Annotated in this window: 24 protein-coding genes; 22 read left to right on the forward strand and 2 right to left on the reverse strand. The window is 62.7% G+C overall.

Annotated elements, in window-relative coordinates; translation table 11 throughout:
- Nucleotides 1–324 precede the first annotated feature (324 nt).
- The 12 genes from ACSC1P_RS21405 (at nt 325) to ACSC1P_RS21460 (ending at nt 12258) form a co-directional block, all read left to right on the forward strand.
- On the forward strand, nt 325–846 hold the full coding sequence (locus ACSC1P_RS21405; protein WP_435362254.1) for a hypothetical protein: 522 nt from the start codon (nt 325–327) through the stop codon (nt 844–846).
- A gap of 303 nt (nt 847–1149) precedes the next feature.
- On the forward strand, nt 1150–1911 hold the full coding sequence (locus ACSC1P_RS21410; RefSeq protein ID WP_435362255.1) for a hypothetical protein: 762 nt from the start codon (nt 1150–1152) through the stop codon (nt 1909–1911).
- Nucleotides 1912–2179: 268 nt separating this feature from the next.
- Nucleotides 2180–2521: a hypothetical protein gene (locus ACSC1P_RS21415; protein WP_435362256.1), complete on the forward strand. Its 342-nt coding sequence runs from the start codon at nt 2180–2182 to the stop codon at nt 2519–2521.
- A gap of 262 nt (nt 2522–2783) precedes the next feature.
- On the forward strand, nt 2784–3245 hold the full coding sequence (locus ACSC1P_RS21420) for a hypothetical protein (RefSeq protein WP_435362257.1): 462 nt from the start codon (nt 2784–2786) through the stop codon (nt 3243–3245).
- 247 nt (nt 3246–3492) lie between these two features.
- Entirely contained in the window at nt 3493–3978 is a 486-nt protein-coding gene (locus ACSC1P_RS21425; protein WP_435362258.1) for a hypothetical protein, read from the forward strand.
- Between the two features lie 255 nt (nt 3979–4233).
- Nucleotides 4234–5058: a hypothetical protein gene (locus ACSC1P_RS21430; RefSeq protein WP_435362259.1), complete on the forward strand. Its 825-nt coding sequence runs from the start codon at nt 4234–4236 to the stop codon at nt 5056–5058.
- A 204-nt stretch (nt 5059–5262) separates the two neighbouring features.
- Nucleotides 5263–5742 carry a hypothetical protein gene (locus ACSC1P_RS21435; RefSeq protein WP_435362260.1) on the forward strand — a complete coding sequence of 160 codons (480 nt, stop codon included), beginning with the start codon at nt 5263–5265 and terminating at the stop codon, nt 5740–5742.
- Between the two features lie 297 nt (nt 5743–6039).
- The gene (locus ACSC1P_RS21440) at nt 6040–6573 is read left to right on the forward strand and encodes a hypothetical protein (RefSeq protein ID WP_435362261.1); all 534 of its coding nucleotides are present in this window, start codon (nt 6040–6042) and stop codon (nt 6571–6573) included.
- A gap of 1278 nt (nt 6574–7851) precedes the next feature.
- Nucleotides 7852–8427 (forward strand): hypothetical protein, encoded by a 576-nt coding sequence (locus ACSC1P_RS21445; RefSeq protein WP_435362262.1) that lies wholly within the window; start codon nt 7852–7854, stop codon nt 8425–8427.
- Nucleotides 8428–8643: 216 nt separating this feature from the next.
- The gene (locus tag ACSC1P_RS21450; RefSeq protein ID WP_435362263.1) at nt 8644–9483 is read left to right on the forward strand and encodes a DUF192 domain-containing protein; all 840 of its coding nucleotides are present in this window, start codon (nt 8644–8646) and stop codon (nt 9481–9483) included.
- A gap of 69 nt (nt 9484–9552) precedes the next feature.
- Nucleotides 9553–10188 carry a rod-determining factor RdfA gene (gene rdfA / locus ACSC1P_RS21455; RefSeq protein WP_435362264.1) on the forward strand — a complete coding sequence of 212 codons (636 nt, stop codon included), beginning with the start codon at nt 9553–9555 and terminating at the stop codon, nt 10186–10188.
- Between the two features lie 132 nt (nt 10189–10320).
- The gene (locus ACSC1P_RS21460) at nt 10321–12258 is read left to right on the forward strand and encodes an archaea-specific SMC-related protein (RefSeq protein WP_435362265.1); all 1938 of its coding nucleotides are present in this window, start codon (nt 10321–10323) and stop codon (nt 12256–12258) included.
- 53 nt (nt 12259–12311) lie between these two features.
- On the opposite strand, the gene ACSC1P_RS21465 is transcribed toward ACSC1P_RS21460, so the two are convergent.
- On the reverse strand, nt 12312–12464 hold the full coding sequence (locus tag ACSC1P_RS21465; protein ID WP_435362266.1) for a DUF7331 family protein: 153 nt from the start codon (nt 12462–12464) through the stop codon (nt 12312–12314).
- A gap of 404 nt (nt 12465–12868) precedes the next feature.
- Between ACSC1P_RS21465 and ACSC1P_RS21470 the strand changes: the two genes are divergently transcribed.
- Nucleotides 12869–13828: a transcription initiation factor IIB gene (locus ACSC1P_RS21470; RefSeq protein WP_435362267.1), complete on the forward strand. Its 960-nt coding sequence runs from the start codon at nt 12869–12871 to the stop codon at nt 13826–13828.
- Between the two features lie 451 nt (nt 13829–14279).
- A complete protein-coding gene (locus ACSC1P_RS21475) occupies nt 14280–14708 on the forward strand; it encodes a hypothetical protein (RefSeq protein ID WP_435362268.1) in 429 nt (142 codons plus the stop codon).
- A gap of 74 nt (nt 14709–14782) precedes the next feature.
- Here the strand turns inward: ACSC1P_RS21475 and ACSC1P_RS21480 are convergent, their stop codons facing one another.
- Entirely contained in the window at nt 14783–15691 is a 909-nt protein-coding gene (locus tag ACSC1P_RS21480) for a DUF63 family protein (RefSeq protein ID WP_435362269.1), read from the reverse strand.
- Nucleotides 15692–16412: 721 nt separating this feature from the next.
- On the opposite strand from ACSC1P_RS21480, the gene ACSC1P_RS21485 reads away from it, so the two are divergent.
- From ACSC1P_RS21485 to ACSC1P_RS21520, 8 genes are all read left to right on the forward strand, one after another.
- Complete coding sequence (locus ACSC1P_RS21485; protein ID WP_435362303.1) at nt 16413–16643, forward strand: DUF7123 family protein; 231 nt, start codon at nt 16413–16415, stop codon at nt 16641–16643.
- Between the two features lie 150 nt (nt 16644–16793).
- Nucleotides 16794–17642: a hypothetical protein gene (locus ACSC1P_RS21490; protein WP_435362270.1), complete on the forward strand. Its 849-nt coding sequence runs from the start codon at nt 16794–16796 to the stop codon at nt 17640–17642.
- Nucleotides 17643–17959: 317 nt separating this feature from the next.
- Complete coding sequence (locus ACSC1P_RS21495) at nt 17960–18814, forward strand: hypothetical protein (protein ID WP_435362271.1); 855 nt, start codon at nt 17960–17962, stop codon at nt 18812–18814.
- A 345-nt stretch (nt 18815–19159) separates the two neighbouring features.
- Nucleotides 19160–20035 (forward strand): hypothetical protein, encoded by an 876-nt coding sequence (locus tag ACSC1P_RS21500; protein WP_435362272.1) that lies wholly within the window; start codon nt 19160–19162, stop codon nt 20033–20035.
- 193 nt (nt 20036–20228) lie between these two features.
- Complete coding sequence (locus ACSC1P_RS21505) at nt 20229–21101, forward strand: hypothetical protein (RefSeq protein WP_435362273.1); 873 nt, start codon at nt 20229–20231, stop codon at nt 21099–21101.
- A 198-nt stretch (nt 21102–21299) separates the two neighbouring features.
- The gene (locus ACSC1P_RS21510) at nt 21300–22064 is read left to right on the forward strand and encodes a hypothetical protein (protein ID WP_435362274.1); all 765 of its coding nucleotides are present in this window, start codon (nt 21300–21302) and stop codon (nt 22062–22064) included.
- Nucleotides 22065–22232: 168 nt separating this feature from the next.
- Entirely contained in the window at nt 22233–22916 is a 684-nt protein-coding gene (locus tag ACSC1P_RS21515) for a hypothetical protein (RefSeq protein ID WP_435362275.1), read from the forward strand.
- 123 nt (nt 22917–23039) lie between these two features.
- Nucleotides 23040–23816 (forward strand): hypothetical protein, encoded by a 777-nt coding sequence (locus ACSC1P_RS21520; RefSeq protein WP_435362276.1) that lies wholly within the window; start codon nt 23040–23042, stop codon nt 23814–23816.
- Nucleotides 23817–23821 lie beyond the last annotated feature (5 nt).

Below are 23821 nucleotides of genomic sequence, written 5' to 3' on the forward strand. Positions count from 1 at the left end.
GGAACGCCATCCACGGAGAACTTCGTCGCTGCGTCGGGATTTAGTGCCGTACCTGCAACTCGACGAGTGTGCTACCTTTCTCGTGTGCCATCGCGCGACCTTCCTTCTAGCGGAGAGGTAATTCAGTACTACAAGTTACCGACCGGTGTTCAAGCGACGCTGTGATGTGACGGATGTATATTAGGACAAAATAATGGTACCAGATAGTAATTTCGTGCGAGTAACTTCGTTTCTTCGTGCGATTTCGTGGTATCTGAGTAACTGCATGATTACCGATAGGTTATCACCCGTAACTCCCTATGGTACGTCGGGGTTGAAACACAGATGACCCAAGAATCAATGCTGTCGCGTCGCCGAATGATCAAGACCGTCGGTGTCGGTCTGCTCGCCCTGGGGGTCAGCAGTGGTGCCGCCGCTGCAGCCGAAGGTCGAACGTCGAGCCCGTCGATCATGCCTGGAAAGGGACAGGCACCCACTGAGGGATACTACTACGGCCGTGGCTTCTACGGCCGCCGCTTCTACGGACGTGGCTTCTACGGTCGCCGCTTCTACGGACGTGGCTTCTACGGTCGCCGCTTCTACGGACGTGGCTTCTACGGCTATGGCTACCGCGGCTACGGCTACCGCCCGTACTGGGGTGGCTACGGCTACCGCGGCTTCTACGGACGTGGCTTCTACGGCACCGGCATCGGTGTGTACGGTGCGAACCCGTGCTGTGCAGCCGTCGACCCGTGCGCAGACCCCTGCGCCGAGGTCGACCCGTGTGCTGACCCGTGCGCGGGTGGCCTCGTCTACCGCCGTGGCATCTACCGCCGAGGCATCTACGGTCCCCGACTCTACTACTGATAGAATCGACCAACCGAGAGTAGAGTACGTCGTTGTCAACTCTACATCTTTGCCCTCTTTTTTGCGCTCACTGCGCCGGTCGCTTTCGACATCGACGGGTGCAACCACTGTCCGTTCACGGACCAGTTCGTCGAGACGCGGAGAGACCCAAGTTCACTATGGCAATTTTAGTATAGGATTGTATTATTTTACTCACGAAAGTCAACTAAGTGGTTTGATTTCGTAGTACCCGGGCTACTGTAATATTACCAATAGGTTATCACCAATCACTCCCTATACTCTCGGTGAGGAGCTGAAATTCACATGACTTACGATTCAATCCTGTCGCGGCGGCGAACGCTCAAGACCGTCGGTGTCGGCCTGCTCGCACTGGGGGCTGGCAGCGGAGCTGTCAGCGCACTCGAGGGAGAGACCCGGGAGCGAGCAGACGCCCCCGGGCAGGAGCGGTCTCCCGCTGACGACTTCTACCGAGAGGGCGAGCAAGACGAGGAGCAGGAGGACGAACAGGAAGACGAGTCCGTCTACGACACTCCCGAGAACGTCTATCTCGACCCCTCGCAGGAGCCAGACTACGGCAGCGAAACTGACGGATACGACCGTGACGACACCGGTGGATACGGCCGTGACGACACCAGTGGGTACGACGGCGACGACACCGGTGGATACGACGGCGACGACACCGGTGGATACGACCGAGGCGCCACACGCAGTGGCAACAGCGGATACGGCTATGGTCGCGGCGGCTATGGATACGGTCGCGGCGGTTACGGCCAGGGTGGCTATGGCCGCGGCGGCTACGGCTACGGCCGAGGTGGCTATGGCCGCGGCGGCTACGGCTACGGTCGAGGTGGCTACGGATACGGTCGCGGTGGCTACGGTCGCGGCGGCTATGGCTACGGCCGAGGTGGCTACGGTCGCGGCGGCTATGGCTACGGCCGAGGTGGCTATGGCCACGGCGGCTATGGCTACGGCCGAGGTGGCTATGGCCACGGCGGCTACGGCCGCGGCGGCTACGGCTACGGTCGAAGTTACAGCCAGGGCGGAAATACCGCCAGCGAGAACTGACCCGAGTCGTCGAGCTGACCACACACCATCCGTCTTTTTTGATTCGGAGCGTCGTCGAGATGCGACCGTATTCACAGTGTCACTCCACGTGGTGCGTCACGGGCGACGCCGACGTCTGCTGACGCTCTGACCGACCAGATACCCGGTCGTAATTTCGTACTGGTAACTCAGTATCGTCGGGTGATTTCGTGGTAGTCTCGTAACTGTGAGATTACCGCGAGGTTATCGAACGAACTACCCTACCTAGGTTAGGGGGTTGAAAACAACGATGACTCAACACTCACAGCTGTCGCGTCGCCGTGTGATCAAGACCGTCGGCCTCGGCCTGCTCGCCCTGGGGGCCGGCAGCGGTGCGGCCAGCGCGGCCGAGAGCCGAAGTCCGGCCGTCGCACCCGGCACGGGAGCGACCGAGGAGTATTACCGTCCGTACTGGCGTGGTTACGGCTACCGTGGCTACGGTTACCGCCCGTATGGCTACCGGGGGTACTACCGTCCGTACTACCGTGGGTACTATCGGCCGTACTACCGCGGCTACTACGGTTACGGGCCGTACTACGGTGGAATCTCGGTCCGCGCCCGCGGCGGCCGGGTCCGGGTGCGGTACTACTAACTCAGTCGCCGACGCGCTCGACGACTCGAAACTCGAAGCGGCCTTTTTGCGACGGTTCACGGTCGAGAGTCCCGTGAGCGACCGCTCCGAAGTCGTCCGCTCCAGTCGAGCACTGACCACACACATCGACCTCACACCGCCACGTAATTTCGTGCTGGTAACTCAGTATCGTCGTGTGATTTCGTGGTAGTCAAGTTACCGTGTTATTACCTCGAAGCTATTAATTAATAACCCCTACGATGACGAGGGGGTTGAAATACAGATGACCAGAGATCCAACGCTGTCGCGACGACGAATGATCAAGACCGTCGGTGTCGGTCTGCTCGCCCTGGGGGTCGGCAGTGGTGCTGCATCCGCCGCTGAAGGACAGAGCGCCGCCGATGGCCAGAACTACTGGGTGCGCCGCCGCGGCTTCGCCAGAGCGCGCCGCGCCTACGGCTACCGTGGTCGATTCTACGGCCGCCGCTTCCACGGCCGCCGCTTCTACGGTCGCCGCTTCCACGGCCGTCGCTTCTACGGTCGCCGGTTCTACGGTGCCCGCTTCCGCTACTACGGCGTCGACCCGTGCTGTGCTGCGGTTGACCCATGCGCTGACCCGTGTGCGGAAATCGACCCATGCGCCGACCCGTGTGCAGAAGTCGACCCGTGCGCTGACCCGTGTGCAGGTGGCTTAGTCTACGGTCGCCGGTTCTACGGACCTCGCGTCCGTCCCGTCCTCTACTGAGCGCCGAATCGACCGAGAACTCACAGCGTTCTTTTTCATCCGAAACCGTCGCCGAGTGCTTCCGCAACGCATCGATACCGCGTAGTTGGGCGCTCGCGCGCGTGGAGGGAGATTTCGACACTGCATCGTAATCTCTGACTGGTAACTCAGTATTGTCGTGTGATTCCGTAGTAGTCCAGTTACTGTGTTATTACCTCGCAGTTATGTCTTAATAACACATACACTGTCATTGGGGGTTGAAATTCAGATGAAACAAGATTCAATGCTGTCGCGACGTCGTATGATCAAGACCGTCGGTGTGGGCCTGCTCGCGCTGGGTGTTGGCAGTGGTGCTGCATCCGCAGCTGAGGGACAGAGCGCCGCCCACGGCCAGAACGCCTGGGTTGGCCGCCGTGGCTTCGCCAAGGCACGCCGCACCTACGGCTACCGCGGTCTCCACGGCCGCCGCTTCGGCTACTACGGTGCCAACCCGTGTTGTGCAGCCGTCGACCCGTGTGCAGACCCGTGCGGTGAAATCCTCGTCGACCCATGTGCTGACCCGTGCGCCGTCGATCCGTGCGCCGATGTCGACCCGTGTGCTGACCCGTGTGCCGTCGACCCGTGCGCCGTCGACCCGTGCGCCGACCCGTGCAGCCAGCTCTCTGGCGGCATCTACGGTCGCCGACTCTACGGCCGCCGCGGCTACTTCGGCTACCGCCGTGGGTTCTACGGGACCCGCATCCGCATCGGATAATCCGACGTGGTGACGGTCTGCTGTCCAGCCGTCATCGTACAGTCTCCTGCCATTTTTAGTGTCGCGTAGTCGTCGCGAGTGCCGACAGTGAGCGAAACGACCACTTCGTGTCGATATCGAACACATACCGGAAGGTACCTTCGGGTACGAAACTACGTTTCGTTGAATAACTCCGTGGTGTCTCGGTAACGTAGTTATCAGCGCGTAATTATCCCCCGGAGTGACCTACTACGGTCGAAGGAGGTTCACCTGAAGATGTCAACTAACGCAGCGTCAGATCGCTCACGACGACGATTGGTCAAAACCGTCGGCGTGGGCCTACTCGCCGTCGGGGGCGGCGTCGGAACCGCAGCTGCTCAGGAGGGCAGGGGCCGACGCGGTAGTGACGGTGGACGCAGCCGTGGCGGCGGTGGCGGTGGACACGATGGACGTGGTCGTCGCGGCGGTGGCGGCGGTGGCGGACATCGCGGTGGAAACAGTGGTCACCGCGGCGGCGGCCGCCGAGGCAACCACGGTGGCTGGGACGACGACCGGCGTGGTGGCCGTGGCCGCCGCGGCGGTTGGGACGACGACTGGCGCAGAGGTCGTGACCGTGGGCACCGCGGCGGTTGGGACGACGACTGGCGCAGAGGTCGTGACCGTGGGCACCGCGGCGGTTGGGACGACGACTGGCGCAGAGGTCGTGACCGTGGCCGCCGCGGTGGCTGGGACGACGACTGGCGCAGAGGTCGTGACCGTGGCCGCCGCGGTGGCTGGGACGACGACTGGCGCAGAGGTCGTGACCGTGGCCGCCGCGGTGGCTGGGACGATGACGACTGGCGTAGAGGTCGTGGTCGAGGACGACACCGCCGTGCGGGCAGCAAACACCGGAACTACTGGCGTGGCCGCCACACGTACAAGAACTACGGCCCCCGTCGCCGGTCGACCATCCTCGTCTACTACGACGACACCGACCTCGACGTCGTCTGGGTCCGTGGCCAGCCGTGCCAGATTACTGGCATCGACTACGTGAACGAAGTAATCGAACTCGACTACGGCCGCTGTGGCTACGTCGACTTCGACGGCTACCTCCTGTACTGACGGTCGGCGCAGTCCGACCATGTGTTTTTCGAGAACTATCGGCGACCCGCGGTTCGACTGTTCACAGAAACGTGCGAACGTGGCGGACGTACCACCACGTAACGACGTATCGTCGAGTAACTTCGTAGTAGCCGAGTAACGTCCAAATTACCCACTCATTATCCGGAAATAAATCCTAATTCTCACCGAGGGAGGGAGTAGTCAATGTATAGACCACAGGAGCGAGAACTGTATCGACGAAAAGTGCTGAAAACCGTCGGACTCGGCTTGCTCGCAGTTGGGCTGGGGAGCGGCGCAGCGAGCGCTGCCGAAGGCCGAACCCAGAGCCCGGCCATCGAACCCACCGGCGAAAGCGGTCAGTTCCAACACGGCCGCGGCCGGGGTCGTGGTGGAAACGGTGGTGGCCGTCGCTACGGCGGTGGCGGTCGTCGGTATCACGGCGGAGGCGGCCGTCGCTACGGTGGTAGCGGTCGTCGGTACCACGGTGGGAGCCGTCGGTATCACGGTGGCGGACGTCGCTACTACGGTGGCCGCCGGTACCACGGCGGTGGGTACTACGGTGGGCGTCGCTACTACGGCAGACGCCGGTACTACGACGACGACGTCAGGATCTACTACGGCTACCCGTACTACTATCCGTACTCCTACGGCTACGGGCCGTACTACAGCTACTACTGGTACTGAACAGTAGGGATTGCGTCGTCGTGACCACCCGGTCGACCGCGACCGGCCCATTCTTTCGTGAATCGCGTGCCCGTCGACGAGCCACAGGTGTCGTCGTCGGACCAACCGCGGCGAAACGAACCGGGCGGGAACGAACGCGCTCCGGCCTCACAACCAGGTCGTAACTCCCTCTCGACAAGTGCATTCAGGTCGGTAATTCCGTGTCGTCGCGCAACTCAGTGGTACCCGGGTGACTTTATTATTAGCTAAGGTATATTCTTTAACAATCCCTATCTTGTCACTGAGAGGAAAACAACGATGACTCACAACACCTCGCGGCGAACGCTGCTCAAGACCGTCGGGACTGGCTTACTCGCGCTCGGCGTCGGCAGCCAGACCGTGGCTGCGGCCGGGCAGGACAGCAACTACGTGCGAAGTCGACGCAACCGGAGCCTCCGCGCTGGTCGCCCGAACCGCTCGCTCCGGCGTGGTGGCCGATACGCCCGCTTCGGTCGCAACCCGTACGGTGGCCCCGATGTGGACGTCGCCGCCGGTGGCTACGGCCCCGCTCCATCCCCGTACTATGGACCGTACGCCGGACCGTACGCCGCCCCCGGCGGGAAGTTCGAGTTCGACTACGACGAGGTCGAAGCACGTGGTGACATCCTCGCGGGTGGCTTCGAGTACGAGCGCGACTTCGACGGCAGCGTCGAGTTCGAGAGCGGCGAGGTCGACTTCGAGTACGACGCCTACACGGGCGAGATAGAGTACGAGTCGCTGGGCTACTGCCGCATCCGCAAGTTCGAGGTCGACTACGACGAAGTCGAAGTGGACTACGACGTCTGCTTCTAGGTGTGACGCCGTATCCTCCGTCTACCCGACCGATTACGACACTTTTGACCCATTTTCGGACGACTTCGACCTGACGACCGACAGGTAACGCCACGGAAGCCCCGTTTCTTCTCGGAAAGTCGACCAGTTATACGGAGAAACCACGTATGGGTAAGTGAGAGGGAGGAAACTACCCCGTCCCAACGACAGTGGGGCGCACTGACGGCCCGACCGCCGTCGCCGCGTCACTGACTCTACCACGCGTCGGGGACCCCTCGACACACCCCAACTGAACTGCCATTCAGTCACAGTCGCGGCCGGTGGGAAGGAAAGGCCCCACCGCCCGCAACACCTGTCGTTCCGGGCTGCCACCCGGCGCGACGGACCAGTTCCTTTTGTCGGTCTGTTTCACTTCGTCCCGACATCGAGTGTCTCTTCGACTGTCATGCCTCGCGTGTCCAACACGTTCTGCCCGGAGAGCCGACTGCACGTCGAACCCCTTGCTCGTCGATGTCGTCGACGGTAGCTCTCGCCGAGTCAGCGTCGATGACGTATTCGGGGTGTTGCGTATTGGGAGACGGCGTATTCGGGGTGACCGGTCGGTAGCCGGGTAACCAGTCTGCCAGTGGACATTTTATACGTGGAAACCACCTATGGGTAAGTGAGAGGGAGGAAACTACCCCGTCCCAACGACACGGGGACACACTGACGCGGCCACACCGCCGCAGCCTCCTCGACTCTACCACGTCGGGAACGCCCGACACGACCGAACTGAACTGCCATTCAGTCCCGGTGCGGCGATGGGAAGGAAAGGCCCCATCACCCACCACACGCTGTCGCGACGGGCTGCCACCCGAACCGACACGTTCGTTCCTTCTACCGAACATCACACACAGAGCGACTGCGCACAGGGTCGAACTCGCGCGAGCGACAGACCCAGGGCGAGTCCGAGTTACGACCGACTCCAGCCGTGATGCAGCCCGAGTGACAGCATGATGCAGTCCGAGTGTCAGCAGTTCCAGCTATCACTGGGTCCGAGGGTTCGCCTCGCCACAACGTCGAACAGTCGATTCGGCCGGTCAAGCACGTTCGAACCACTCGTTCGTCGACGGTCGAGACCCACACTGCCACCACAGACGATGGGTCGAGCGTGGAAACACTCAATTTCTCACGATTGCCCGATCAGCCGATTGTTCCAGACCACTGTACAACTTCGACGTTGTATCATAACTGGTCGGATAGTCGACCTATTATGAGCGGAAACCACCTATGAGTAAGTGAGAAGGAGGAAATCACCCAATGGACAGCACAAACAACTCTCGATGCACGCGTCGTTCGCTGATCAAGACCGTCGGCCTCGGGCTGCTCTCACTCGGTGGAGCGGCCTCCACGGCCGGCACCGCTGCGGCGAGCACCGGGTCGGCTGCCGCCAGCAACTACTACGGCTATCGCCGCGGATACGGCCGTGGGTACGCCTACTCTCGCCGGTACTGGTGGTACAACAACGCCTTCGAGTTCCGCATCTTCAACTACGGCGGGACTGGGACCGCGTTCGACTTCGACTCGACGAACTTCGCCTGGGACACCTGGGTCGAAGGGACCGACATCGAGTGGTTCGGTCCGTACGGTCCGGCCGTCTTCGAGGTCGACTACGACGGCTTCCGCTTCACCAGCCTCGACATCATCATCGAGTGTGACTCCAGCGGTCTCGACGTCGAGATTCTCGACGGCCCGAGCCCCATCGTCAACTTCCAGGTTGACGAAGCAGACGGTGAACTCGACATCACCTACGCCGACGGCGGGCGCATCACGGTCGACAGCCCCGGTGGCGGGTACTACCGTCCGTACTACGGACGCCGCCGGTACTACTACTGAGCGTCCCGCCCGGTCGCTCGGTGTCCGACCTGTCTGCCATTTCGGTGCCACTCTCTTTCGTGGCGGTATGCCGCCGCCACTACACGTTCGTTTTTCGTCTTCTGACCCCGTGAGGACACCCGTTGCAGCACACACTGTGTGGTTGCTCAGATACCCGTTTGTCCCTGACCTGTCGGTTATCGCGCGCTTTTCTCGTTCCCGACAGTAGATAGGGGCATGAAGGTGCGAACCGAGTCAGTACTACTCGTCGCCATCGTCGTCGTGTTGATTGGCGCAGTGATACTGCAAGGCGGCAGCTCCGCAGCAGACCCCGCGACCGAGGTACCGGATACACCGAACGACCCGGCGGGAGACGGCTCGCCAGACGTCGGTGACGACGGGGTCGTCGGCGACGTGGGTGACCCCGCCACTGGCGACACCGGGAACGATGCGGGCGATAGCGGTAGCGCTGGAGACGGCGTGACAGACCCGACCACTGGCGCTGGTGACGGTGTTTCTGACCCCACCACCGGTGCTGGTGACGGTGTCACCGACCCCACTACTGGCGACGGTGGCGACGTCGCTGACCCCACCACGGACGCTGGGGACAACGTGACCGACCCGGCCACCGACAACGACAGCAACGTCACCGACCCCACCACTGACGACCCGACCGCTCCCGAAGGGACGGCCATCTTCGTCGTCGATGGCTTCACCGTCGGTAGCGCCGAGCTAGAGGTCGCAGACACGCCCGCCGAGCTAGAGGCCGGCCTCGGTGGCCGGACCGAACTCGCTCCGGGCACCGGGATGGTGTTCGTCTTCGACCAGGAATACTTCGTCTCGATGTGGATGAAGGACACGAACATTCCGCTCGACCTCATCTTCGTCAAGAGTGACGGGACCGTCACGAACGTCGCTGAAGCCAGCCCCGAACCGGGCGTGGCGGACGCAGATCTCACCCGCTACGAGAGCGGTGACGCGGTCCAGTACGTCATCGCCCTGAACCAGGGTTGGGCGGCCAGCCACGACGTCGTGGCCGGCTCGACGGTCGAACTCGACCTCGGGGACGACCAGTAGCAGCATCGAAGCGACTCCGACCGACATCGCGTCGGTAGCTATTTGTTCCGAACACGGGAAGCACAGCGCGTGACTTCGACCAGTACCGAGAGCGACGAACGCGACCACGGGAAAGTCGGACGACTCGTCGACGAGTACGACCTCTCTGGCCTCGGCGACGAACTCGAACGAGCGTGGACTGGCACCGGGAGCGAACAGGCCAGTCTGCGCGACCTCGCCGACCGGGTGAACCGCCGGCTGCTGGCAGCAGCACTGGCGCGGGCCGATGTCTCACTCCCCGACGCCGAGGTGGCGACGAAGTACGACCTGCTCGCCGGTGACGACGTGAGTCCGAGCGCTCGCACACAGGTCCGCCGCGGTCTCGAACGCGACGGCGTCGACGTCGAGGGTGTTACGCGCGACTTCGTCTCGCACCAGACCGTGTATCGCTACTTGACGAACTACCGTGGCGTCGACCACGAGACGAGCGACTCCGACCGTGACCGCACGGCGTCGGCGAGCCAAGCGATGCAACGACTGGCCAGTCGGACGACTGCGGTCGCGGCGTCGAACCTCGACCGACTGGCAGCGGCGGACGACCTGACCGTCGGCGACACCGAGGTCCTGGTCGACGTGACCGTCCTCTGTACGGACTGTGGTCGTTCCTACGATTTCTCGGACCTGCTCGCGCGCGGCCACTGTGCGTGTGGCGAACCGAGCGAGTGACAGCCAAATCCGTTACAGCTGTAACGCCGTAACAGTGTGTGCCCAGCCGGCACAGATTGTACACCGTCAGCACTTACCGATACCGCTAACCAGCCACAGGATATTTGTACCCGCCCGGTAATTTCTGGCCGAATGAGTGCGCAGGAGACCGTCGAACGGGTCACCGTCCGCGCGTCGAACGTGGGCGGCATCGACGAGACCACCGTAGAGTTCTCACCCGGGGTGACGGTGCTGGCTGGGCGAAACGCCACGAATCGGACCTCGTTCTTGCAAGCGCTGATGGCCGGCCTCGGCAGCGACCGGGCGTCGCTGAAGGCCGATGCCGAGTCGGGTCGGGTCGACCTGACACTGGCCGGAGAGACGTACACACGCGAACTCACCCGGACCGACGACGGGGTCGTCACGGGAGGCGAGCCCTACCTCGACGACCCGACGCTGGCCGACCTGTACGCCTTCTTGCTGGAGTCGAACGAGGCGCGCCGCGCAGTCGCGCGCGGTGACGACCTCCACGAACTCATCATGCGTCCCGTCGACACCGCGGCCATCCGAGCCGAAGTGACGCGACTCGAAGCCAGAAAGCGCCAGCTCGACGAGCAACTGGACGAACGAGACGACCTCGAACGAACGCTGGACCGCCTCGACAGTCGGCTAGAGACGCTCGCGGATGAACTCGACACAGAGCGCGAGGCACTGGCCGCCGTCGAAGCCGACATCGACGAGACCGACGTGTCACTGTCGGCCTCGGGCGACGAAGCCGCCGAACTGGAGGCGGCACTCGACGAGTTGCGCGACGCCCGCGCCAGACTGGAAGACATCCGGTACGAGCAGGAGACGGAACACGAGAGTCTGAACGCGCTCCGCGCACGACAGGGCGAACTGGAAGCCGAGCGGGAAGAACTCGCCGACGAACCGGGTACCGGACTCGACGACCTCGCCGGCCGTGTCGACCGATTGCACGAACGAAAGCGCGAGGTGAACTCGACGGTGACGCGCCTCCAGACCGTCGTCCAGTTCAACCGTGAGCAACTCGACGAGTCGAGTTCGGGAGTGTTCGAGTCGCTCGCCGACGACGGGGCCAAAGCCGACGGCAGTGGCGGCGTGACCGACGCGCTCGTCGACGACACCGCGGACCGACTCGTCTGCTGGACCTGTGGGAACGAAGCGACCACCACAGCCATCCGTGAGACGGTCGACCTGTTGACCGACCTCCGAGAAGAGAAACTGGCCGAACGCCGCGAGGTCGACGAGAACATCGACGAACTGGAGGCGAGACTGGCCGAGCGTCGCGACCGCCGCGACCGACGCGAGACAGTGGTGAACGAACTCGAACGTATCGGCGACGAACTCGGCGAACACGAGTCGCGGCTGGCCGACCGCAAACACGACGAACTGGCCGTGCACGACCGCATCGAGGAACTGGAGGAGACGGTCGAATCGCTCGAACGTGACGAGTACGACGCGCTACTCGAGAACCACCGCGAGGCGAACCGCAAACAGTTCGAGATAGAGCGTCTGGAGAAGGAACGGCGCGAAATCGAGGACGAGCGAACCGAAGTCGTCCAGAAACTCGACGCCCGTGACTCACTCGCCGACGAGCACGAGCGTGTGACCGACGAACTGGCGGACCTGCGCCGGCGTATCGAGCGTATCGAGGGCGACGCGGTCGAACAGTTCAACGACCACATGGCGACCGTCCTCGACCTGCTGGCGTACGAAAACGTCGATAGAGTGTGGATCGAACGACTCGCAGAGACGACCGGCACGACGTTCGACCTGCACGTCGTGCGCCAGACCGACGCCGGCGAGGTGTACGAAGACAGCGTCGACCACCTGAGCGAGTCCGAACGTGAGGTCATCGGACTGGTGTTCGCCCTCGCAGGCTTCCTCGTCCACGAGGCGTACGACCACGTCCCGTTCGTCCTGCTGGACTCGCTCGAAGCCATCGACTCGGCGCGTATCGCCACGCTCGTGGACTACTTCGCCGACTACGCGACGCACCTCGTCGTCGCGTTGTTGCCAGAAGACGCCGCGGCGCTCGACGACGGATACGAGCGCGTCACGGAGATTTGATGCGGTAAGAAAGCGGAATCTGATTTCTCGAACCGAGTCGGTCTGCGGCCGGGTCACCGGGCGTCTTCGAGCCCGAGTGCGAGTGTGGACTGAATCCACGCCTTGTGGTTGGTCGTGTCGTAGATAATGACCTCGCCTTGTGTGAGCAAGAGCGAAGCATAGGGCGGGATCGTGTCCGGTAGGCCGCTGGTCGTGTCGGCAGTCACTACGGTTTCTCGCTTCTTCTTCGAGTATCTCATGTCGTCCCCCCGGGCTGTCTGCCAGAGTGCGTACTGATACATACGCGACGGACCATGTTAACTGCTAGCTTACAACATTGTTACTAAGGCACCTGTATCTCGCCTCACATCGCGCAAGTATTCGTTCACACACAGTTAGCCCGGTTCCCCCGGGTGACGAGACTACTCTCTGTAGTCTCTTCGGGGTTAGAAGAAGGTTAAGATGCTCTGTAACTAAGTCCTCCCAAGGGCGGAGAGACCACCGCTCGGCTCGGCGACCGGTCGCGTAGCGACGGGTATCGACGACTGAACAGCGAGTGGTCACCGCGCGAGGGGGACAGCGACGAGCCCTGGGTGGCGCGTCGACCAGCCCGACCAAGGACTATCTAGCTATGACAGCAAAGGACAGCAGCGAATACGACGTTCCGTCCGGCCGAGAGAACGCACCACTCCAGTGTCCGGAGTGTTCGGGGGACCTTCTGGACGACGAAGCACACGGTGAGACCATCTGTCGCGACTGTGGGCTCGTCGTCGCCGAGAAAGAAATCGACCACGGACCGGAGTGGCAGGCGTTCTCCGCCGACGAATCAGACCAGCGTTCCCGGGTGGGCGCGCCAGTCTCCGTCCTCTGGCACGACAAAGGCCTGTCGACGACCATCGACTGGAAGAACGCCGACAGCAGTGGGACACCCCTGAGCCACAACCAACGCCGACAGATGGAGCGCCTCCGCGTGTGGAACCAGCGCTTCACTATGGAGAACTCCCGAAAGCGCAACCTCCGCCAGGCCCTCGGCGAAATCGACCGGATGGCCAGCGCCCTCGGTCTGCCGAGTGACGTGCGCGAGACCGCCTCGGTCATCTATCGGCGCGCGCTCGAAGAGGACCTCCTCCCCGGGCGCTCCATCGAGTCGATGGCGACCGCGTCGCTGTACATCGCGGCCCGACAGGTCGGAATCCCGCGAACCATCGACGAAATCGTCATGGTGAGTCGCATCGCCGACCGCGACTTCCGCCGGGCGTACCGCACGCTTGTGCGCGAACTCAACCTCGTCGTCCAACTGGCCGACCCACACGACTACGTACGCCGGTACGCCTCGGAACTGAGCCTCTCCAGCGAGGGCGAGCGAATCGCCCACCTGCTGCTCGAAAACGCCCAGTCGAAGGGCCTCGACAGCGGCAAGAGCCCCGTCACGCTCGCCGCGGCGGCCGTCTACGCAGCCTCCGTCGTCACCGACGAAGACATCACCCAGCGAGACATCTCGGAAGTCGCCAACATGAGCACGGTGACGATTCGGACCCGCTACAAAGAACTCTTGGAGGCGACGCCGGAGTACGCCGGCTTCACCGCCTGAAGACACGCAGAACTTACGCTGCACGTATCCCCTCTCGGCCTGTCCCCCTCAGACTCGTTTTCCGTCGCCGGATTTTCGCCCGACTGGACAGTTTCTGCGTTTCGACGACTGCCAACTCGTCGGTGGCGACGATTCCTCCACAGCCGGTCTGGCGCGCGCTCGTGAGCGTGCCGAGCGAGAGGCGATGCAGTCGCCTCCGAAGCGAACGGGGAGTGAACCGACCCGTGAGCAGAGTGAGTGACGCGAATCGGTTGGGGTGGTTGTGGCGAGGCGCGGGGGAAGCGGCGGTGCGGTCATGTTCCGCCGGCAGTCGTGGCCTGCTTCCCGGAACCAACACCGGCGACGACGAAGGAGCACGAAGAAACAGCCTCACACAACCCACGTTCGAAACGACGACCACAACTGCTAGCGAACAAGATTGACAGCCCAGCACGACGAACAACGACACCAGATGCCCCATCCCGTCCCCGCCGGTCTCGACGTGCTGGTCACCCTCTTCTCGATACCCGTCAGTGCACTCGTCTGCTGGCTGGTCGCGCGACACGCCCACGAGCGTGCGATTCCGCATCCGGTCGGTTGGGCCGTCGCGGTCGGCGCACCCTTCGCACTGCTACCGATACTGCTCGTCCAGCCGCTCGTCGACGTGTACGCGGTGCTGTTCGTCTCACACGGGACTGGAACCAGCCTCGTCGTGCGGCCGCTCCACGCCCTCGTGACCGTCCTCGGCGGCGGCTGGCTGGCGGCGAGCGCCGGGCTAGCGGTGTACGCGCTGCACCTTCGAAACGGACCGAGAGCCGGCGGACGAGGCCGTCATGGGCGAAGCCAGAAACGCGACGGCGCGAAGCCGACGACCGAAACGCCGGCGACTGACCGATGGTAATCCGTTCTCGCTATCACTCTGAACGAGGGGGGTGCATAGCCGAGAAAGTGCCAGCAGTAACGCCGATGTGCGACTCAGAGAATCGCGTACAGGAAGAGGTTGTGCAGCGCCGGGCCGAGGCCTGCAGTCGCCGCAATACCGAGGACGATGGCGCGGTGGCGCGCGTCCGTGATACTGTGACTGAAGACGTAGACGATGGCCATCGCGATGACGACCTTCACGACGAGGAACAGCCACGCCTGCCCGAGTACGGGCGCGGTCGGGAGGGTCGCCGCGAACTCCATGATCTCGCGCGAGAGCGGCGTCTGCTCGGCCAGCCCGAAGATGTCGATGCCGATGACGGTCGTGCTCGCGTCGAGCAGGTGGCCGAACACCACGGCGAGGCCGAGCAGCCCCGACGACCCGGTGACGCCGGGGTGATACTCGTCGATGTACGCCCAGAGCAGGATGGAGAACGAGACGGCGACGAGGACCGCCACGAGTGACCAGAGCGGGTGGACCTCCCGGCCGCTCAGGGCGAGCGTCGCGCCGGTGATGGGCGCGAGACAGAGGACGCCGCCGATAGCGACTGCTTCTGCGACTTCGCGTGAGGACTTCTCCGATGTCGAGACGAACAACCAGAGCTCTGCCCCGATGACGAACGCGGTCAGATACGCGAGCGGCGAGTCGAGGAACGGCAGGACGACCTCGGGGAGGACGACGACCTCACCGAAGACGAGCAGCGCCGCCGCGACGGCGACCCACGGGAAGAACGCCAGCACGAGGTCTTCGGTCACGCGGAGTTCTTTCGCCCGCATGAGGACGAACACCCGAGCCACGGCGAGTACTAGCGTGAGCGTGTGGAACGGTGCCGTTCCGACGACGTTGAACGCGTTGACGAACAGCGCAATCGCGCTGGTGGCCATGTTGATGTCGAGTAACGGTGTCCCGGCCGCTCCGGTCGACAGTGACGCCACCCCCTCCCAGAGTCTATTCGATAGCATTGTGAGATTCCTCGGTCGGCTGTAGAGCCCAGCGACCGGTCGCACTCGTGTGCGTCGTACTGGTATCCTGTATGCGACCGGAGTATATCATATTCGCCTTACGACAGGGTAGCCGCTGGCCGGTTCTCACCATCCAGTCACCGAGAGTGCGGTCGACGGTCGTCGCGGGACGGTCACCACGGCCCGAGTCGCGGTGCTATGGGGGACTGGCCCGGGGATGACCTCACGACAGTGAACTGTCTATGAGAGCAGCTAACACTGGTGTAAGGCGTGAACTGACGGGTTCGTGCTGGTATAAATCTGGAGCGGACAAACTAGACGACGGGGAGCGTGTACGGTCGCAGTGCCGTCTCGCAACCCCAGTCGCTGATTCGCCTGTCGTCATGGTGCCGGGTGCGTCTCGTACCCGGTTGGCCATCCGGGTGGTCGGTCACTGGACCGACAGACGCACCCTTTGTTCAGTTCGGTTCGTCAGTTCGGATTTTTCGCGTCGACGCAGCACACGCCGCTATCGGCGATGGAGTGTCGCTGTCGACGGGCTATCGTCGCTGCACGTCGTTCGAGCCGCGTAAGTCAGTAACAGGTCGGTTAGAAGATACTTATGCTCTCGTGAGACGTACTCTCGTCATCGAAGCGCGACACAGACACGACGTGTCGTTCTGGGGGAGAAACAGTGACCGAAACGACGATTCACGTAAACGTCGGACACGCAGACGCGGGGATGACCGAGAAACAACGACGCATCGTCGGCTACTTGCGGGCACACGCAGGTAGTCAGACGTACTTCAAGTCGCGGCTCATCGGAGAGGCAGTCGGCCTCTCCGCCAAGGAGGTCGGTGCGAACCTCGCACAGATACTCCAGAACGACCGCGACGTGGGCCTCCACATCGAGAAGTGGGGCTACTCGTCGGGGACGACGTGGAAGGTGACGCCCGCGGGTCGGCGCAACTGACGCCACCGGCCTGTCGCCGACGCCGCCGACCGTTTTCGAGGACTAGAGCGCCCGCTACCGGGAGGTGACTACCTCGCCCTCACAATATTTCGTGTCTGTAATTTTGTCCTTCATATCGGAAACTGACTTTCCTTTGAGTGAGGCAGCAAGATGGCAGACCTTTCCAAACGGCAGTATCTGAAGTACGCAGGCGCGTCGATGGCAGCACTCTCGCTCGGTGTCGGTGGGAAACTCGCCGCCGACGGGACACTCGTCTCGAACGTCGCCCAGACCACCGAAATCTCCCCGGCTGCCAAGCCCGGGTCTGAAGCCGCCCCCGAACCCATCGTCCGCGGCGCTGCGAGCGGCGACGTCCTCGACTACGAGCGGGACGAATTCGGTAGCATCGAGTTCGACTGGGACCTGCTCTCGTTCGAGTCCGACGAGTTCGGTGGGTTCGAAATCTCCGACCTCGGCGTCGACATCGAGATGACGCAGGACGGCTACGGCAACTTCGAGAGCCTGGACATGCTCGTCGAGGACGCCGAACTGTTCTTCGACCTCGAAGCGAAGCACGCCGGCGGTGGTGGCCACGCTCGTGCGGGCGGACGCGGGAGCGCCTACACCGAATTCGAACTGAGCATCGCCATCGGCGACGAGTGGATCGACTTCGAGTACAAGGGCAACGGCTACGAGCCCGCCGACGTGGAGTTCGAAGCGTCTGGCCACGGCGACCAGTTCGAAGACGACGGCCCGGGGACCGACATCGAGTACCGTGGTTACTTCATCGACTTCGAGTACGAGGAGGCCTCGCACAGTCTGGAGATAAAGGGCGCAATCAAACTCGACCTGGACATCAACGAGTTCAACGACGTGGACCTCGACTACGACGACGGCCGCATCGGCGTCGACCTCGACACTGGCTCGCTCGACCTCGAATACATCGGCGAGAGCGTGGCCTTCGAGTGGGAGTACATCCAGCGCGGTGTCGACGACGAGTTCGAAGCCCGCCACCTCTGAGGCGAACAAACAGCAGACACGTACCCCCCGGTACTGTCGTCCGACACGGGCCGGTTCGGTTTTTCTGACGCAGTTGCACTCCGACACAGAGCCGGTTCTGTGTCGGTGACACTGTCGTCTTTCCCCTCGGCGTGAAGAGCGGAAGCCGACGGCGAACGCTGGCCACACACGCGAGAGTACCAACCGCGGTGGTGGTAGCCGTGTTCCATCACGACCGACCGAGACGGAAAGGGAACGTGGTGCGAGTAACGTACCGACTGGCACGTAATTTGACACTTAATCTTCGAAGCGAACTTCTGTAGGAGTGAGGCACTGAAATGGCAGACCTTTCCAAACGGCAGTATCTGAAGTATGCAGGCGCGTCGATGGCCGCGCTCTCGCTCGGTGTGGGCGGGAAGCTGGCCGCCGACGGCTCGCTCGTCTCGAACGTCGCTGAGACGACCGAAGTGGCGCCGGCAGCCAAGCCCGGCTCCGAGGCGGCTCCCGAGCCGTACTACCGCGGCGTCCAGGCCGGTGACGTCCTCGACTACGAGCGCAAGGAAGACGGCAGCGTCGAGTTCACCTGGGGCTTCCTCGACTTCGAGTCTGAGGAAGACGGTAGCATCGAAATCTCCGACCTCGGTGTCGACATCGAAGTCGACCTCGCAGGCAGCTACAACAGCCGCTACTACGGTGGCAGCGACGACGACGTCGACAAGCTAGAGATGCTCATCGAGGACGGTGACCTGTTCTTCGACCTCGAAGCAGAGATGGAACACGGCTACCACCACCGCGGTGGCAAGACCCAGACTCGCTACGAGCTGACCGTCGCCATCGGCGACGAGTGGATCGACTTCGAGTACAACGGCAACGGCGACGTGGAGTTCGAAGCCTCCGGCGCTGGCGACAAGTTCGAAGACGACGGCCAGGGTACCGACATCGAGTACCGCGGCTACTTCATCGACTTCGAGTTCGATGACAACGGCCAGAGTCTCGAAATCAAGGGTGCCATCAAGCTCGACCTCGAGTTCGACGCCAACGGCAACCTCGACCTCGACTACGACGACGGTCGCATCGGTGTCGACCTCGACGTCGGCTCACTCGACCTCGAGTACATCGGTGAGACCGTCTACCTCGAGTGGGAGTACGTAACCCGCGGCGTCGACGACGAGTTCGAAGCCCGCCACCTCTAGGCGGCGACACGTACCTCACGGTACTGTCGTTCGAGACAAACGGTTCGATTTTTCAGCCACTGCAACCGAGAGCGACGGCGACGGTCGACGACGTGATGTGACCGACACGCCGAGACCGGTGTGACGTGACGAGACCGACGTGACGCGACTGTCGGCACACCGAGGACAGTGGTGACGGGAGACGAAGATTCACGTACAGACGACTGCAGAGACCGCCTCCCTACGTCAGTTTCCGGGTACGTCCTGTCTGTACGGATAGTCACCGTGTCGGCGGTAACGTAGCAACCAGTTCGAAATTTGATACTTAATTGCTGGTGCTGGCTTCTGTAGGAGTGAGGCACTGAAATGGCAGACCTTTCCAAACGGCAGTATCTGAAGTACGCAGGAGCGGGCATGGCTGCCCTCTCACTCGGTGTGGGTGGGAAGCTGGCGGCCGACGGTTCGCTCGTCTCGAACGTCGCTGAGACCTCTGAGGTCGCCCCGGCAGCCAACCCCGGCTCCGAGGCAGCTCCCGAGCCGTACTACCGTGGCGTCCAAGCTGGTGACGTGCTCGACTACGAGCGCAAGGAAGACGGCAGCGTCGAGTTCACCTGGGACTTCCTCGACTTCGAGTCTGAGGAAGACGGCAGCATCGAAATCTCCGACCTCGGCGTCGACATCGAAGTCGACCTCGCAGGCAGCTACCACCGCCGCCACGGCAAGGGCTCCGACGACGACGTCGATAGCCTCGAGATGACCATCGAGGACCTCGACTGTGACTGTGGTGCGCTGTTCTTCGACCTCGAAGCGATGATGCGGAACGGCTACCACCACCACTACGGCAACGCCAAGAAGAGCGACGTCGACTTCGAGCTGACCATCGCTATCGCCGACGAGTGGATCGACTTCGAGTACAAGGGTGGTGACGTCGAGTTCGAGGCGTCCGGCCACGGCGACAAGTTCGAAGACGATGGCCCGGGTACCGACATCGAGTACCGCGGCTACTTCATCGACTTCGAGTACGACTCCGAGGCGCAGGAACTCGAGATCAAGGGCGCTATCAAGCTCGACCTCGAGCTCGACAACTTCGGCAACCTCGACCTCGACTACGACGACGGTCGTATCGCCGTCGACCTCGACGTCGGCTCGCTCGACCTCGAATACGTCGGTGAGACCGTCTACCTCGAGTGGGACTACGTGACCCGCGGCGTCGACGACGAGTTCGAAGCACGCCACCTCTGAGACGATTGCCCGCCGTGCCACCCGGCACGGACGACGACCCTTCGGTTTTTCTGTGACGTTACAGCAAGCACAGCCGCTGCTCGGCTGGTCGAGGCGTTCGAACCTGTGCCAGTTCGACGTGGTAACGACCAAACCAAACAGTAATTTGATACTTCATATCCGAACGTAGCCTTCGTAGAGTTGAGGCACTGAAATGGCAGACCTTTCCAAGCGACAGTACCTGAAGTACGCCGGAGCGGGCATGGCCGCCCTCTCCCTCGGCGTGGGTGGCAAGCTCGCCGCCGATGGCGCACTCTCATCGAACGTAGCCGGGACCACCGAAGTGGCACCGGCAGCCAACCCCGGCTCCGAAGCGGCTCCCGAGCCGTACTACCGTGGCGTCCAAGCCGGTGACGTCCTCGACTACGAGCGCAAAGAGGACGGCAGCGTCGAATTCGACTGGGGCTTCCTCTCGTTCGAGTCTGAAGAAGACGGCAGCATCGAAATCGACGACCTCGGTGTCGACATCGAAGTCGACCTCTCCGGCAGCTACAACCACCGATACGGCAAGGGCACCGACGACGCCGTCGACAGCCTCGAAATCCTCATCGAGGACCTCGACTGTGACTGTGGTGCGCTGTTCTTCGACCTCGAAGCGACCATGGACCGGGGCTACCACTACCGCGGTGGCAAGGCCAAGGACACTCGCTACGAGCTGACCGTCGCCATCGGCGACGAGTGGATCGACTTCGAGTACAACGGCAACGGTGACGTGGAGTTCGAAGCATCTGGTGCTGGCGACAAGTTCGAGGACGACGGCCAGGGCAAGGACATCCAGTACCGTGGATACTTCATCGACTTCGAATTCGACGACGACGCCCGCAGTCTCGAAATCAAGGGTGCGATCAAGTTCGACCTCGAACTGGAGACCAACGGAGACATGGACCTCGACTACGACGACGGCCGCATCGGCATCGACCTCGACGTCGGCTCGCTCGACCTCGAGTACGTCGGTGAGACCGTCTACCTCGAGTGGGACTACGTGACCCGCGGCGTGGACGACGAGTTCGAAGCACGACACCTCTGAGCGAACATCGCTGCCTCTGACACCGGACGACGACACGTCGTCCACCGAGTTCGCTTCGGCGGCAGAGACGACGAACCGGCGACTGAATTCTTCTCTCGACCAACGCACGGAGACGACGTCTCGGCGCGGTAACGGTCCTACCACTGCGTAATTTGACACTTTATCCACGTCGGACTCCTCAGATATCTGTAGAGGCAGATGGTTTCCAATTCGAAGCGAGAGTACCTGAAGTACGCCGGTATCGGACTGGCGACGCTCGTCTTCGGCGTCGGGGGGAAGTTGGCCATCGAACAGACGACGACACCCGGGTCCGCGTCGGTCGACACCCCACCAGTCGAGACGGAACTGGACGGCGGACTCGTGAGCGATGGGCACACGCCCGACAGCCCCGCGCCCGACGGTGTCACCCCTGACGACCCGGCACCGGCCGTCGATGCGGGTGGCGACGAGGCCGAGAATCTGGGACACAACGTCTACGGGACCCCACTGGAGTTCGAGCGCGACGCCGACGACGGCAACATCGACTTCATGTGGGGACTCATCGAGTTCGAGACCGACGAGGGTGACAAAGACATCGAGTTCTACGCCGAGGAGCCGGGCATCTACATCGACTTCGAGACGAGTCAGGACGGCCACGACCTCGATTTGGTGATGGTCGTCGACGGCGACGCCATCGAGTTGGAGGTCGACGGCTACGACAACGTCGAGTTCGACGCCGTCGGGTCGGGCCACAGCTTCGAGCGCGACGCCGACGACGAAATCGACTTCGACAGTGCACTCATCCAACTGGAGTGGGACCCGTACCGCCACCAACTGAAGATTCGCGGTGTCGTGAACCTCGACTGGGACGGCGACGAGTTCGAGTACCGCGGCCTGGACGTACGACTGGACTGGGAAGCCAGCGAGGGGACGCCCGGCCACCACGACTGGAAAGTCGGCGAGTTCGAAGCCCGATTGCGCTGAGGAAATTCGGAACTCGCAACCACCTGTTTTCGTGGACGAGAGCGATCGAGTACACTGTTTCCACGGACAGTGTTCCCGGGCACTCGTCTCTGTCCGGTTACCGCACAACCCCACAGTTATTTGATGCTTTATGCGCGTTCCACGCCTCTCTCACGATGAGGTAGCACCATGGCAGACCAATCGAAGCGACAGTTCCTCGGCTACGCGGGCGCGGCGCTCGCGGCCGTCACCCTCGGCGTGGGTGGCAAACTGGCAGTCGACCGAGCCAGCCAGAACGACGCCGAGCGACCTACCAAATCCTCCCCTGCAGCGGCCCCCGAGCAGCGACCGGTCGACCAGCAAGCGGCAGTCGAGCCGCAGACACCGGTCGACCCATATCTCGGGCGGGTCGGTCCAGACGGGTACATCGACTACGAGCGCAAACCGAACGGCGACATCGACTTCTACTGGCGCGGCATGCGCTTTCAGACCCACGAGGGTGACCGAGACGTGGAGTTTACCGCCACCGACGGCGGCGTCTACGTCGACTTCGAGTCGACCGAGGACGGGTCGAATCTGGAGTTCACGCTGGTCGAAGCCGACACCGAGGTGACGCTCGACGTGAACGGCCGCAACGTCGAACTCTACGTGGTCCGCGACGGTCTCAGGGTCGAACACGACCCGGACGAGCTAGAGTACGAGGGCGCACTCGTCGACCTGGAGTGGCACCGCGACGACCACATGCTCGAAGTGAAGGGACTCGTCAATCTGGAGTGGGACGGCGACCAGTTCGACTACTGGGGCCTCGAAGTCGTCCTCGACTGGGAAACCGGCGGTGACCCCGTGAAAGGGTTCGACGCTCGTCTCATCTGACCAGGGAGAACGCGTAACGAAACCACGTGAGCGAAACGGTATCTCGTAGTACTCACGTGATGTGGGGGCGGATATTTCCTGCTTTATCCGTGATTCCGGCTAGGTACAGAGTGGAGGCAGTGAATGGTTACCAGTTCAAAACGGCAGTATCTGCGGTTGGCCGGCGCGTCCCTCGCGGCGGTCTCACTCGGCGTGGGTGGCAAGCTCGCCGCCGACACCGCACTCACATCGAACGTGGCAGCGACGAGTGAAGTCTCGCCGGCGGCCAAGCCCGGTGGCAGTGGGTCGACTCCGGCCGCCAGCCCGGCGGGCGACAAGACGGCCCCACCCGCCGCAGCGTCCGCAGGACCCAGTGGTGACGCGGCGGCGACCAACCCACAGGGGACCGAACCCTACGGGGATTGCTGTGCCGCGGGCTACGTCGGGCCGCTCGACTACGAGCGCGACGACTACGGCAACGTCGACTTCGACTGGGACGGCATGACGTTCGAGACGAACGGCGGCGACATCGACGTCGAATTCGTCGTCGACGACGTGGGCATCTTCATCGACTTCGAGACGAAGTACGGTGGGACCAGTCTCGAACTGACCGCGGTCGTCGGTCCCGACTACGTCGACCTCGAAGTCGACGAGAACTGGGAAGTGGAGTTCGAGGCGGCCGGGCCCGTCGGCAAGTTCGAAGACGACAACAACGAAATCGAGTATCGCGGTGGGTTCATCGACCTCGAGTGGGACCCGGTCAGTAAGGACCTCGAACTGGTCATCGACGGCGCGAAACTCGAGTGGAACTGTAACTCGTACGAGCACCACGAACTGGAGTATCGCGGGCTCAGTGTCCAACTCGACTGGGAGTCCGGCTTCAACTATGGGAGAGGCGAGTTCGAAGCTCGCCGAGCCTGAGCCGG

The sequence above is a fragment of the Haloarchaeobius caseinilyticus genome, assembly GCF_051207395.1.
Lineage (GTDB): Archaea > Halobacteriota > Halobacteria > Halobacteriales > Natrialbaceae > Haloarchaeobius.